The organism is Candidatus Villigracilis saccharophilus, from assembly GCF_016711665.1.
This window is the reverse complement of sequence record NZ_JADJSO010000076.1, coordinates 1-12,175: the sequence shown is the minus strand read 5'-3', so window position 1 is coordinate 12,175 and position 12,175 is coordinate 1. Positions and strand designations below refer to the sequence as shown.

General features: G+C 49.8%; 14 protein-coding genes and 2 pseudogenes. 7 read left to right on the top strand and 9 right to left on the bottom strand.

Annotated features, from left to right (window positions below; genetic code table 11):
• Window positions 1-94 precede the first annotated feature (94 nt).
• Window positions 95-508 (top strand): hypothetical protein, encoded by a 414-nt coding sequence (locus tag IPL17_RS23815; RefSeq protein ID WP_345309580.1) that lies wholly within the window; start codon window positions 95-97, stop codon window positions 506-508.
• Window positions 509-537: 29 nt separating this feature from the next.
• On the top strand, window positions 538-1,542 hold the full coding sequence (locus IPL17_RS23810) for an IS1634 family transposase (RefSeq protein WP_345309581.1): 1,005 nt from the start codon (window positions 538-540) through the stop codon (window positions 1,540-1,542).
• Window positions 1,543-1,582: 40 nt separating this feature from the next.
• On the opposite strand, the gene IPL17_RS23805 is transcribed toward IPL17_RS23810, so the two are convergent.
• The 9 genes and pseudogenes from IPL17_RS23805 to IPL17_RS23765 all read right to left on the bottom strand — a co-directional run bounded on the left by IPL17_RS23805 (window position 1,583) and on the right by IPL17_RS23765 (window position 7,836).
• The gene (locus tag IPL17_RS23805; protein WP_345309579.1) at window positions 1,583-2,995 is read right to left on the bottom strand and encodes a hypothetical protein; all 1,413 of its coding nucleotides are present in this window, start codon (window positions 2,993-2,995) and stop codon (window positions 1,583-1,585) included.
• Window positions 2,996-3,031: 36 nt separating this feature from the next.
• Complete coding sequence (locus tag IPL17_RS23800; RefSeq protein ID WP_345309578.1) at window positions 3,032-3,625, bottom strand: transposase; 594 nt, start codon at window positions 3,623-3,625, stop codon at window positions 3,032-3,034.
• Complete coding sequence (locus IPL17_RS23795; protein ID WP_345309577.1) at window positions 3,552-4,136, bottom strand: hypothetical protein; 585 nt, start codon at window positions 4,134-4,136, stop codon at window positions 3,552-3,554. The genes IPL17_RS23800 and IPL17_RS23795 overlap by 74 nt, the downstream gene beginning before the upstream one ends.
• Before the next feature lie 294 nt (window positions 4,137-4,430).
• A pseudogene (locus IPL17_RS23790) lies at window positions 4,431-5,591 on the bottom strand (cation:proton antiporter); the annotation flags it as partial.
• Between the two features lie 2 nt (window positions 5,592-5,593).
• Window positions 5,594-5,800, bottom strand: a complete 207-nt coding sequence (locus IPL17_RS23785; protein WP_345309576.1) for a hypothetical protein — start codon at window positions 5,798-5,800, stop codon at window positions 5,594-5,596.
• Between the two features lie 95 nt (window positions 5,801-5,895).
• A complete protein-coding gene (locus IPL17_RS23780; protein WP_345306824.1) occupies window positions 5,896-6,045 on the bottom strand; it encodes a hypothetical protein in 150 nt (49 codons plus the stop codon).
• A gap of 91 nt (window positions 6,046-6,136) precedes the next feature.
• Window positions 6,137-6,473, bottom strand: a pseudogene (locus IPL17_RS23775) (TfoX/Sxy family protein).
• A 267-nt stretch (window positions 6,474-6,740) separates the two neighbouring features.
• Window positions 6,741-6,908: a hypothetical protein gene (locus IPL17_RS23770; RefSeq protein WP_345306826.1), complete on the bottom strand. Its 168-nt coding sequence runs from the start codon at window positions 6,906-6,908 to the stop codon at window positions 6,741-6,743.
• Between the two features lie 10 nt (window positions 6,909-6,918).
• Window positions 6,919-7,836 carry a class D sortase gene (locus tag IPL17_RS23765; RefSeq protein ID WP_345309575.1) on the bottom strand — a complete coding sequence of 306 codons (918 nt, stop codon included), beginning with the start codon at window positions 7,834-7,836 and terminating at the stop codon, window positions 6,919-6,921.
• Window positions 7,837-7,999: 163 nt separating this feature from the next.
• On the opposite strand from IPL17_RS23765, the gene IPL17_RS23760 reads away from it, so the two are divergent.
• The 5 genes from IPL17_RS23760 to IPL17_RS23740 all read left to right on the top strand — a co-directional run bounded on the left by IPL17_RS23760 (window position 8,000) and on the right by IPL17_RS23740 (window position 11,398).
• Window positions 8,000-8,455, top strand: a complete 456-nt coding sequence (locus IPL17_RS23760; protein ID WP_345309574.1) for an Rrf2 family transcriptional regulator — start codon at window positions 8,000-8,002, stop codon at window positions 8,453-8,455.
• 99 nt (window positions 8,456-8,554) lie between these two features.
• A complete protein-coding gene (locus IPL17_RS23755) occupies window positions 8,555-9,556 on the top strand; it encodes a substrate-binding domain-containing protein (protein WP_345309573.1) in 1,002 nt (333 codons plus the stop codon).
• 5 nt (window positions 9,557-9,561) lie between these two features.
• Entirely contained in the window at window positions 9,562-10,617 is a 1,056-nt protein-coding gene (gene pstC, locus IPL17_RS23750; RefSeq protein ID WP_345309572.1) for a phosphate ABC transporter permease subunit PstC, read from the top strand.
• A 60-nt stretch (window positions 10,618-10,677) separates the two neighbouring features.
• Window positions 10,678-10,986: a hypothetical protein gene (locus tag IPL17_RS23745; RefSeq protein WP_345309571.1), complete on the top strand. Its 309-nt coding sequence runs from the start codon at window positions 10,678-10,680 to the stop codon at window positions 10,984-10,986.
• A 106-nt stretch (window positions 10,987-11,092) separates the two neighbouring features.
• Entirely contained in the window at window positions 11,093-11,398 is a 306-nt protein-coding gene (locus tag IPL17_RS23740; protein ID WP_345309570.1) for a hypothetical protein, read from the top strand.
• The last annotated feature ends 777 nt before the right edge of the window (window positions 11,399-12,175 follow it).

Below are 12,175 nucleotides of genomic sequence, written 5' to 3'. Positions count from 1 at the left end.
ACTTGCTCACTTTTGCCATTTTTTGAATTTTCCCTCGTGAAGATACGGTATTTAGGACACTAAGGACAGGGGCGGTTAGGTTAAAATTGAATACATGGCATTCATTCGCAAAGTCAAAACAGCCAGTGGGGCGACTGCAGTTCAGGTTGCGTACAAACAAAAAGGTAAGATCGTTAAGATCCAACATATAGGAAGTGCCCATAACGAACAAGAACTGAAAAACCTGCTTGCATTGGCACACAAACGACAACAGGAAAACCAAATAGAATTATTTCCTGAAATGCATCCATCCTTGCGCATCAGTATAAAGAAGTCCTTCTCAGGCTTGTTGTGGACAATACTTCAAGAAGAATACCGCAAGCTGGGATTCTCCCGCTTGAACGATAAGATCTTTGAAGCTCTGTGCATAGTCAGAATTGTGGAACCCACATCGAAGCTGGATAGTTTGAGGGTCATGGCTGATTTGGGTGTGGACCCGATTGATGGAATAAGCTTTACCGTTGTTTAGTCAAGGCGTCGGAACAAGAATATCGGAAGATCATCAGTCAAGCCTGTTTAGAGCATGTACAAAGAACAGACCTCACGCTGGTACTTTATGATGTCACGACCTTGTATTTTGAGGTGCAAAAAGAAGATGAGTACCGTAAGCCGGGCATGAGCAAAGAACGCCGATTAGAGCCGCAGATCATCATGGGTCTTCTGGTCGATCGAAATGGTTTTCCGTTGGAGTTGCATAGTTTTGAGGGGAATAAAGCGGAAACCAAGACCATCCTGCCTGTCATGGAAGCTTTTCAATCGCTGCATGGTCTGAATAAGATCACCGTAGTGGCGGATGCAGCCATGCTCAGTGCGGCCAATCTGGAAGCCCTCACAAAAGCAGGCTATACCTACATAGTTGGCTCAAGATTGCAAAAAGTGCCATACGATATTGCCGAATTTCAGAAGAGTGGTGAGCTAAGCGATCAACAGGTCATCACGATGCAGCAAGATGGGTATCGGGTAATTTACCAGTATCGAACGAAACGGGCGGCCTTGGATCTCCGCAACATTGAAAAGCAGGTGGCCAAAGCAAAAAAAGCAGTCAGTGGACAGACTCCATCCAACAAGACAAAGTTCTTAAGTGTAAAGGCCAGCAGCAAACAACTCAATCAGAAGCTGATTGATAAGGCAAAAGCCCTCGCCGGTATCAAAGGATATGTCACGAATCTGGTGGACATTCCGGACATGGAAGTAATTGCATACTATCATCAGCTCTTTCATGTGGAAGCTACATTCAGAATGGCAAAATCAGATTTGAGAGCCAGACCAATTTATCATCAAAACCGAAATGCGATCGAAGCACATCTCACCCTGGTTCTGGCAGCTTTGGCAATCAGTAAAAACATTGAACAACAGACTGGATTAAGTATCAAACAATTTGTGAAACTGGTGCGGCCATTACGCTCAGGGATTGTGAAATTCAATGGAAAGGATATTTTGGCCGAACCTGAGGTTCCTGAAACTGCGGCGATTATGCTAAAAAAGCTGAGTTCAGGACACTAATTTGAGCAAGTCAGGTATTAGAGCGTAAGCAGACACTGGTTTAATGCAGTAGCTTGCGTTTATTGACCAACCATATGCTGATCGTTAGCGGAGCCAGTGCTGCTGCCCCGCAGGGCAGGGTTGTTTTTGGCGCAGGTGTTGTTTCGTTTTTACCAGGACTGGAGATGGGGAGGGGCGTATTCGTAATACGTGGAACAAAAGTTGCCGTTTCATCTACAGCCGAGGTGGCAACTGTACTTTCAGCAGGTAGAATTGTCAGGGTGACAGGAAGCGGAGTGGGAGTTTGAGTCAGCCACGGGAAATCGTATCCGTTTTCAGTTTTTATCATTCCCTCTGGGAACATTAAATAAATTGATTCTGCGATCTCCAGAACCTTGGCATCCTTCGGGGCCAGCTCGAGTGCCGTATGTATTTCATTAAATGCACGGTAAACATCCATAGTTGGGTTGGTCAAAAAAGAATTCCAGAAAGCATGATTGGCAAGCAGGTCGGCAAAACCGGCATGCCATTGCGCATCCTTGGGGTTGAGCGCGAGACACTTTTCGTAGGCTTCAATAGCCAATTTGTAAAGTTCCTTTCCGGCGTCATCATCCCGATAATATTTATGCATCAAAAATACGGACTTGTAAGCCTTTCCAAGTTGCCCCCAGGCTTCGCTGTCATTGGGGGACTTGGTAACATTTGCGCGTGCGATGAGCAGGTTGTTCCAAACTGATGGGGCTACGAGCGCGAACTCCATGTTGTGAATGGCGGCTTCATGTGGACCAGGCTCAAAGTTATCAAAATGCCAGCGCACCTCGTTACCCTGAAAAACTCCCCCGGACGTGGTTTCGGCCCATCCGATCTGCAGCCCGATAACCACATTTTGCGGGCTGGCTTCATAAGGTAGTCGCAAAATAATATCCGCGCTGCCGATGGTATCCTTCCAGCCCGCACCCGATTCGAGGATGTAGTAAAAGGCGGTGTAAGGGGCATACCCCGATCCCTTCAACTTATATTTGACTTGAATGGACACATCCTGTCCAGGCGGAAAGGTAATATCGAACTCAGCCCAGGGGATCATTTGGCTCGGGTCTCCTTCATCGGGAAAGCTGGTACGGCGATGCTCGATCTTTTTCCTGTCGACAGAGATCTTCAAATCGGCGATCTCGGGATACTCGAAACGCCCATTCTGTGCGGCAATCGGGAATCGGACAGCCATGCTCTCGGAATCATTGCCGAGATTGCGCATGATGAAATCTGCGGTGACGATGGCATTGCCCAAACTTTGAAGATCAAAATCTTTTTGCACATCGACTAATACGGTCTCAGCCATCATTCGCACTTGTGTGGATTCTGCCCCCGGCTCCGGGTTGTACCCCGGCGGATTGATCGGCGGGGCAACATCAGCATGAACTGCTGAAGGAAAGATGAATAAAGCGAGCATTGAAAAGATGAGGATCAGATGTTTCATTGATAACTCCATATCGGATGTAAACGAACCCCACAGCTAAAGCAGGGGGCTTTGTCCCTGAACACGAAGGTTCGAGACCATTGGCAGGTTTACTTCTGCCCTGACTGCGATATTCACAGCCGCTACTCTGTCCGCATTGCCAGAGAAGTTGCAAGCGGTACAAAGGAAAACAGATTGAGACTTACGATTGGCTTTATCAACACAACCACATTCGGGGCAGGTGCGCGAGGTGTTTCTTGGATCAACGAAGATCACAGGAACCCCCACGCGCTCGGCTTTGTAAACGATGTACTGCCTCAGTTGGTAGAACGACCAATTCGCATGTCTCGCTCTCTGCTTGCGTCCTTTTACGGGAGCCTCACGGATACCGCCCAATTCTTCAAGGGCAATCGCTCGATGAGTGTCATACGCAATCTGTACGAGAATTTTGCTGATTCTATGGTTGGTTGTTTTTTGAACACGGGATTGAACACCAGATATTTTCTTGAGTTTTCGTGTGGCGGATTTGGTCTGTTTCTTTTGCAAATTGCTTCTGCGATGTCCAAACTTTCGGCGGTTATCTTCGATCGCCGCGCCGCTGAACCCCGCCACCGTCCGAAGTTGCGGCGATCTGGACAAGACCCAGATCAACCCCCAACACCCCTTCCACGTCAATTGGCTTGGGTGTCTCCACCTCGCAGACAACCATCAGGTAAAACTTACCTTTGACCAGACACAAGTCGCTTTCCCCATGCTGGCCTTTGAGCAATTCAAGCTGGCGTTTTCCGCAGGCAAAGGACATCTTTTGTCTGCCCTCTACTGTCCAGAGGCTCAACTCCATCCTGTCCAGTTTGTAGGTCAGGATGCGGTCATCAAAAGCAATCGCGCCATGCGGCTTGAAAGTACGTTTGACTTTTCTATCCAGCTTATAAGCATCTGCAACTTTCGAGATGCAACGAACAACCACCTGCGCGGTCAAGCCAAACATTTCCTTGACATCGTAATACGTAAGTTTGTGGATTGGAAATTGTTTGAATGTCTGACTATCCCACGCCTGTTCGCTGATGTAATTGCAGGCGGCGTTTGCAACCTCAAGAGTTTTACGAAGGGCTTGCGCTTGTTCAGGCGCAGGCAGGAGTTTTATTTGAGCGATCAATTTCATGGCGTTTTGGCAATTATGAAACCGCGAGCCTTCAGGCATCCTCTACTGCTAAAGCGGGGTGTTTCGCTAACTCGTGAATGGTAATTCGCCAACATGCCCTCCTCCCCTGATTAAACCTAAACCCATTCCCCTCCCCCCCCCCCCCCCCCCAGGGGGGGGGGGGCCCGGGCGCCCCCGGAGGGGGGGGGGGGGGTTCCAAAACAGCGGGAGTTTCTTGCCGAGGTCTCGATGACCTTTCAAATCAGATTACTTTTATGATCCAGTCGTTACAAGATTCCGTTTGGATGCCAAATAAAAAAGCAGTGGATTGATTGTGATCGAAAGCAGCGCGCCGGCAACGATCAGGCTCTGCCCGTCTTGAGAAAGTAAACCAAGCTGCATGCCAAGCCCGGCCAGGATAAAGGAAAATTCCCCAATTTGCGCCAGGGCAACGGAAACGGTCCAGGCTGTAGCCAGAGGATACTTCAACAGGCGCACGATCCAAAATGCCGCAAGCGATTTCCCAATCACAATGATCGCCAGCACAGTTAATACCCGCAAAGGCTCGCGGATCAAAATTGTGGGATCAAACAACATGCCGACGGAAACAAAGAACAAAGCGGTAAATGCGTTTTGCAGCGGCTGCAGATCATGCGTAGCCCGATGGCTGAGGTCTGATTCATTAATAACCACTCCCGCGAAGAATGCGCCCAACGCGAAAGAAACACCGAAAAAATACGCTGAACCAAAGGCCACACCGAGCGCAAGTGTGACAACAGCGAGCGTAAATAGTTCCTGCGAACCTAGTTTTTCCACGCGTTGCAACAACCAGGGAAAATAACGGCGTCCTGCAATAAGCATGATGGCTACAAATAAAATGATCCTGCCCAATGTGATGCCGATGGTAGCCCAAATATTTTGAGCCGCTATGGTCTCTAAAGGAATGCCCCCCAGCGAAAAAGAGAAAACCGGCAAAAGCACCAACACCAGCACCATGACAATATCTTCAACGATAAGCCATCCAATCGCGATTCGACCATCCTGCGAATCAAGCATCCCCTGTGCTTCGATGGCTCTTAACAAAACGACTGTGCTTGCAACCGATAATGCCAGACCAAAGACCAGTCCACTTCCCAATGTCCAACCCCACAGCCTAGATATGCCCATACCAAATACTGTGGCAGCCACGATCTGCAAGAGCGCCCCCGGCAAAGCTATGGCACGCACAGCCATCAGATCCCTGACTGAAAAATGAGTCCCAACGCCGAACATTAATAGTATGACGCCGATCTCAGCCAGTTCAAGTGCCAATTTGGAATCAGCAACAAAGCCTGGCGTAAAAGGTCCAACGATGATTCCGGCTAGTAGATAACCAATAATCGCGGGAAGACGCAGCCGCACCGCAATAAATCCACCGAAGAAGGCAAACACAAGGCTGACGGCGATCGTTGCGAGAAGGGAAGTTTCATGATTCATATTCAATTCACCCCTGTTTCTTCAGGCTCGAGTGGTGAATGATAAAAATGTTTGCAGTTATTCAGGGAGTTGGCGGTCACACCGCCCAGTATATCCTGAGCAAATATTACCGTGCCAGGCATTCCAAAAGTCCAAACGATTGCCCGTTCTGTTTTTGTTGTACCTGCGCCATAATAGTTCCAATCAATCATGATCATTATTTTGTTCATGAGGATGCTTCCATCAAATTATATGTTTAATAAAAACAACCTCCCTTGCAGATGTTTGTGAGGGAGGTTGTTCATTAGCTCTTTATGTTGCAAGTCTATTTTTCAGGAGCCACAGGTGGGGGCGGAGTCTCTCTGGGTTTGTTACTGTTCTTTTTGATCTCTTTCTGGCGATCTTTTTCAGCTTTCTTTTTTTTCTTTTCCAATTCTTTTTTGCGTTTTTCGTATTGATAATTCACTGCTGGCATCGGTTTATCCTTCTGGAATTTAATTCCATATTAATGGGGGAAACTTCACGAAAATATGTTGTTTATTATAGCACCCATGCGGGTGGTTGTTTTAGGATTTGCCGGCTTTTTTCTTTTTTACTGACACGGGAAGTTCTTCGGCTGTGATCCTGATCAACTCACCCAGCCAATGCCCATTTTTTGATTTTTCGTTGGAGATCAAAAAATGCGGCTTCGCACCAGGGTAGGGGTGACTCTTCCACGACCTCCCCAATATACGCTCTTCCGCGGGCAGTCGGCTTGATAAAAAGTTTGTCATCACAGATTGAGGCGACCATTTTTCCGTTGCAGTATATCCCGTATTCGCCGAACATTTTTTTATGGGAAATTTCTCCTGCCGCCAACATTTGGCCGACAAGAAAATCCACAGTGCTTTGAGCAGATGCCATTTTATGCTCCTGAAATATGATGCGCACACCCTGACTGATTTTCAAACATATGGCACAATATTCCCATGTTTTCCCACATGGCATTCTTGGACTCCACCCTTGAACAACTGATTTGACCGCCTTCTGTCTGGTTTTATTGAACTATGGGAAGGTGTCAACACGCAGTTCGAACCGGATAAACGACACGCTTTATTTCGTTGCGAGTATTATGGAAACATTTTAGGGCGTACGCAGAATATTCCTTCTTTGGCGTACACCCTAAAATTTCTACTTTACAAAGAAAGATAGAACGATGAGTCCGATAAAGAAAGTTCCTGCGAGAATACCAATGCGGGAAAGGTCTTTCTTGACATTGGAATAATCGGGATTGAATTCCACGGGCGCGGCGGGTGTCGCCATTCGGGCTGCTGCAGGTCTTTTGTTTTTCTTAGCCATTTTATTTCTCCTAGTTTTGTAATCGCGCAAAGACAACAATGCGCTGTGTATCAACAAGATATGGATAACATGAGATCAAAGTCACGGTCGGTGAGCCTGTGGATGCCATCACTTCCACAGCGGTTGGTTCCACCAATATTGTTCGATCTACGATATACACATACTGGCGTTGGCGGGTCGAGATAATAACCTGGTCGCCGGGAGCGAGTTTATCCAGGTAGCGGAATATCTCACCATAGACGTCATTATGCGCTGAGAGTACCACATTCCCATCTGTGCCAGGGTCGGCGGAACCTGCGTATTGACCGACGCCCTTTTTGAGCTGCTCCCATCCATCTCCCTGAACGATAGGGGCATCAATGTTGATGGCGGGAATCTGAATTCGGATTCCCTGATCTGGAGCCGCAGTGGGGATGGGAATGTTCGCGAGCGACTGCACCATCGGCCGCAGGTGTTCAGGGATTTCCGCCTCATTAGGGCGCGTATTTCCCTGCTCGTCTGGAGGCACATGACCCGAAGGCAAAACTACAGCCATGATCAACGGAGTGGGGGTGGCTGTTACGGGGTTAAGCGCAGCGGCGACTTCTGTGTTAAGAGTACGAAGCAGACCGAGTCCATTCAATAGCACTGCGACCAAGCCAATGACGGCCAGCACTTCCACACCAAGCAGGATGCGGTCCATCCATTTCCGGCGCGGGTTGGTGGGAGCTGGTTCAAGCGCTGATCCGCCTGCATCTGCAGTATCAACTACCGGCGCGGATGACTGCGTCTGTGAGTCAAAATCAGACATTTCCGGCGCAACTGTCACAACACGCCCGGTTCGACGAAAATGTTCTAAACGTTCCTTGCGCGCCCCGCGCCGTTTCTCCACCAGGAGGCGGCGCAATTCTTCAACGGAGAGTTCTTCGGGCGCTTTTCGTCTTGCCATAGCGTGCGGATTATACCGCAGGGAAGTGACGATTCAAGTGAGAAATTTATCTGCTGGATGGGTTTCAGCTTTGGGCTAACAGGCGGCTAATTCATCTTGACATAATTCAGTCGCTGAATTATGATTATATCCAATAAAGTCTATTGTATTACTAGGAGATTGCATGCGACTTTCCAAACGCGGTGAATACGGGCTACGGGCGATGATCGTTCTGGCGGAGCCTGTCGAGCAGAATGCCATGCCTGTGGTGCAGATCAAGGAGATCGCTCAACGAGAGCAGATCTCAGCCAAGTTCCTTGAGCAGATCCTGCTTGCGCTCAAGAACGCTGGCTTGCTCCACAGCAAAATGGGCGTCGGCGGCGGGTATTACCTGGCCAGGTCCTCCAGTGAGATCACGCTCGGACAGATTTTTCGCGTCCTGGACGGTCCGGTTGCTCCGATCAAGTGTGTCAGCCAGATGTCTTGTGAGCCATGCGGCTGTCCCGATGAGCAGACCTGCGGCCTGCGGCTGGTGATGGGTGATGTGCGTAATGCCATTGCCGGTATTCTCGATAACACCAGCCTTGCGGATGTAACCAAACGGCAGAGCGCCGTCCGCAAAAAACTCGGCATCAAATAAGTAGATAGAAGTGCGTATTGGGGAACGCATTTTTATTTACCTCAAAAGTATACTATCTCTATAGACTTTATAATATACAAAACAAATTGGAGATTAAATATGCGAAAACAAACTTTAACATTGCTGTCTGTGTTCCTGATTTTAACTGTGACGTTATCAGCGTGCGGAAGTTCCGCTCCTGAAGCGGTAGCTGTCCCTGCGTCTGACGCGGCTCAATCGCCTGCTGAAGAACAAATCAGCGGAGTCATTTCTGTTTCCGGAGCGTTCGCGCTTTATCCGATGATGACCGTTTGGGCCGATGAATTTTCAAAACTTCATCCTGATGTTGAATTCGATGTGCAGGGCGGCGGCGCGGCAAGGGGCATGACCGATACCATCGCAGGTGCCGTGGATATTGGCATGATCTCACGTTCCATCAAGGATGAAGAGACTGCGCAGGGCATCTTCTGGGTATCCGTTACCAAAGACGCGGTCTTCCCGATCGTCAGCTCGGAAAACCCTGTTGCGGCACAGCTTCTCGAAAAAGGCATCACACAGGAGATCTTCAATAAGATCTACATCACCGAAGAGATCAAGACCTGGGGTGAAGTGGTAGGCGACCCGTCGATCACGGATGAGATCCATGTCTTCACCCGCTCTGATTCTTCCGGCGCGGCTGAGCAATGGGCAAAATTCGCCGGCGGCAAAGCCCAGGAAGACCTAAAGGGCATTGGCGTGAACGGCGAGCCTTCGATCTTGGATACGGTTATCAAGGATCCGCTGGCGATCGGATATGGCAATTTGAACAGCATCTTCGATCTGTCGAATGGCAACATTGTGCCCGGCGTCATCATTCCGCCCATTGATGTTGACAACAACGGGAAAGCTGATGCTGTTGAAATTTACAAGATCAAGGAGGATGCATTCGGCGCAGTTGCGAATGGCACGTATCCATCGCCGCCCTCACGTTTTGAGAACCTCGCCACGATGGGGAAGCCCGAAGGATTATCCCTGGCTTTTATCAAATGGATTCTCACCGATGGACAGCAATACCTAGAATCAGCCGGGTTCGTGCCGCTCACCCCTGAACAACAAGCTGAGTCGCTTGATAAACTCAAATGAGCCTGATGGACAATCCACCCCAATCCATAAACAAAGCGGAAGGCCGGCTCAGCCGGCCTTCCGTAGTTGCCCGTGCCCGCCAGGATAATTTTGCGCGGCGCAGTTTTTTTACATTTACATTACTGCCTGTCCTTCTTATTTTAATCGTCACAATTGCGCTGCTATTTCGTTCGTGGCCGATCCTGCAAGCCTACCCATTAAGCGACTTGCTCTTTGGGGATGTCTGGCGGCCAAGCGACGGGCAATTCGGTTTCTGGCCTTTTATCCTCGGCACTTTCTGGGTCACCGCCGTCGGCGTGGTTCTTGCCGTTCCGGCCTGTTTGTTGACCTCGATCTATCTGGCAGAGTATGCCCATGCCCGGCTGCGTTCCGTCGCCAAACCAGTATTGGATCTGTTAGCCGCAATTCCGCCTGTGGTCTATGGCGTCTGGGGATTGGTTGCCATCGTCCCCTTTGTGGATAAAGTACTCGCGCCTCTTTCTGACCGTTGGCTGGGCTCTGTTCCGATCTTCAGTGTCAACCAGCCGATAGGGGTTGGCATCCTCGCCAGCATCGTGATCGCGGTCATGATCGCCCCGCTGATCATTTCGGTCATGTACGAGATTTTTTCCACCGTCCCCAACGACCTGCGGCATGCATCCCTGGCGGTCGGTGCGACCCAATGGCAGACCATTCGCAATATCGTCCTGCCGCAAGTGGGACCAGGTATTCTCGCCGCCATTGTGCTCGGAGCGTCACGCGCGCTTGGTGAGACCATCGCCGTGTTGATGGTGGTGGGCAACATCCCACAAGTGCCGACTTCGATCTTTGATTCAGCCTATCCATTACCAGCCTTGATCGCAAACAATTACGGCGAGATGATGTCCATTCCGCTATATGATGCGGCGTTATTGAGCGCCGCGCTGGTTTTATTGGTAGTTATTCTGATCTTTAACATCCTTTCCATTCTTGTGATCCAGAGAATGAGAGGTCCAAAATGGGCTTTAATAAAAAGAAATGGGAAAGACGCCATCTGGTGGAAACTTTCACGAAGATCATCATGCAGGTTTCCCCTGTTCTGATGACCGCTGCGCTCGGCCTGATCTTTGGATCGTTGTAGTGCGCGGTTTGCTGTCCCTTTCATGGACATGGTTACGAAGATCCCCGAAGGCGGGTACTACATGGGCAAGGGCGGCGGGATCCTGAATGCCATTCTTGGCTCGTTGTATCTGGCATCGGGCGGCACATTTCTCGCGATGGTATTCAGCGTGCCGATCGCGCTGTATCTCAAAACCTATCTAGGCGACTCAAAATGGGGACATTATGTGCGCCTGTCTCTGGATGTGCTTTGGGGCATCCCATCCATTGTCTACGGCGCATTTGGATTCACGCTTAATGATCGCACTCGGCATCCGCGCTTCCTTATTGGCGCATCATCATCCTTGCATTGATCGAACTTCCGATCATGACCCGTGCCATGGACGAAATCATCCGCCGCATGCCTGTTGATCTGGAACATGCCGCGCTCGCGCTGGCTCGACCAAATTCGAAGTGGCAATGCGCGTGGTCACGCGTCAGATGCTGCCTGGAATTACAACCGCGTTTTTGTTAGGCTTTGGCCGCGGAATTGGTGATGCGTCTTCGGTCTTATTTGCCGCCAGCCACACGGACCGCATTCCCACATCTTTGATGCGCCCAACGCATCTTGCCATTGGCCGTTTTCTCAACTTGGTTCGCCTTATCCCGAGGTACAGCAGCGCGGATATGCCCGCCAGCGTTAATTCGATCAAGATCACCTCCGGTAATTCAGTCTCGGCTCGCGCTAGCTGTCGGCAAGGGTTGAACCAATACACGATCAAATAGGGCACGCGAAGCATTGCTTCACCCCGCGTACGATAAACTATCTATGGATGCTCATATTCAAGTAAAAGACCTCAACGTTTATTACGGTAAAACAGCAGGCCTTAAAAAAAATCAATATCAGATTAAGAACCAGATCAAGGTCATCATGGGACCCTCCGGCTGCGCAACACACCCTAACGAAAACCTTTAATCGTTTTCTAGAATTGAATGACGGTTCCACGCCTCACGGGAGAAGTTCTTGGTTGATGGACAGAATAATCTACGACCGCGATGTGGATGTGACCGAAGTCCGCGGTGGGTTGCTCGCCCAGCGAAGCCTTCCGCGCTGCCGATGTCAATTTATGATGTTCTCGTCTGCGGAATGAACATCCATCGGATGAAGAAAGACCGCAGGGAGTATAAAGCCGCGGTGCGCGTGCATTATCTTGAGATCTGGGTTGTGGAGTAGTCCAGCTTTGGTTTGCACGATCGCCACGAGCCTGTCGATGGGCAGCAGGCGCCCTTTGCCTGCCCGCGCTTGGCTGTCGAGCTGGGAGATCATCCCTGGCGACGAGCCGACTCCGCGCTGGACCTGGATCTCTTCGCAGAATATTTAGATGCTGTTTGTGACCTGAAACAGCCAATATACGTCGGTTATCGTCACACGCACACACTTCGCCAGGCAAAACGCCCTCGCGGACTATGTCATCTATATGTATCTCGGTGAGGTTATAGAGGCAGGGTCTTGCAAAGGATGTGTTCAATCACCCGCAGCATGAGCGTCAAAAGCATATCTTG

Excerpts from the sequence above, each read along its gene's own strand:
- pstC (WP_345309572.1), top strand. The coding sequence starts at position 9,562 with ATGGACAATCCACCCCAATCCATAAACAAAGCGGAAGGCCGGCTCAGC.
- IPL17_RS23805 (WP_345309579.1), bottom strand. The coding sequence starts at position 2,995 with ATGAAACATCTGATCCTCATCTTTTCAATGCTCGCTTTATTCATCTTT.
- IPL17_RS23755 (WP_345309573.1), top strand. The coding sequence starts at position 8,555 with ATGCGAAAACAAACTTTAACATTGCTGTCTGTGTTCCTGATTTTAACT.
- IPL17_RS23815 (WP_345309580.1), top strand. The coding sequence starts at position 95 with ATGGCATTCATTCGCAAAGTCAAAACAGCCAGTGGGGCGACTGCAGTT.
- IPL17_RS23780 (WP_345306824.1), bottom strand. The coding sequence starts at position 6,045 with ATGCCAGCAGTGAATTATCAATACGAAAAACGCAAAAAAGAATTGGAA.
- IPL17_RS23760 (WP_345309574.1), top strand. The coding sequence starts at position 8,000 with ATGCGACTTTCCAAACGCGGTGAATACGGGCTACGGGCGATGATCGTT.
- IPL17_RS23765 (WP_345309575.1), bottom strand. The coding sequence starts at position 7,836 with ATGGCAAGACGAAAAGCGCCCGAAGAACTCTCCGTTGAAGAATTGCGC.
- IPL17_RS23740 (WP_345309570.1), top strand. The coding sequence starts at position 11,093 with ATGCGCGTGGTCACGCGTCAGATGCTGCCTGGAATTACAACCGCGTTT.
- IPL17_RS23770 (WP_345306826.1), bottom strand. The coding sequence starts at position 6,908 with ATGGCTAAGAAAAACAAAAGACCTGCAGCAGCCCGAATGGCGACACCC.
- IPL17_RS23745 (WP_345309571.1), top strand. The coding sequence starts at position 10,678 with ATGGACATGGTTACGAAGATCCCCGAAGGCGGGTACTACATGGGCAAG.
- IPL17_RS23785 (WP_345309576.1), bottom strand. The coding sequence starts at position 5,800 with ATGAACAAAATAATGATCATGATTGATTGGAACTATTATGGCGCAGGT.
- IPL17_RS23795 (WP_345309577.1), bottom strand. The coding sequence starts at position 4,136 with ATGAAATTGATCGCTCAAATAAAACTCCTGCCTGCGCCTGAACAAGCG.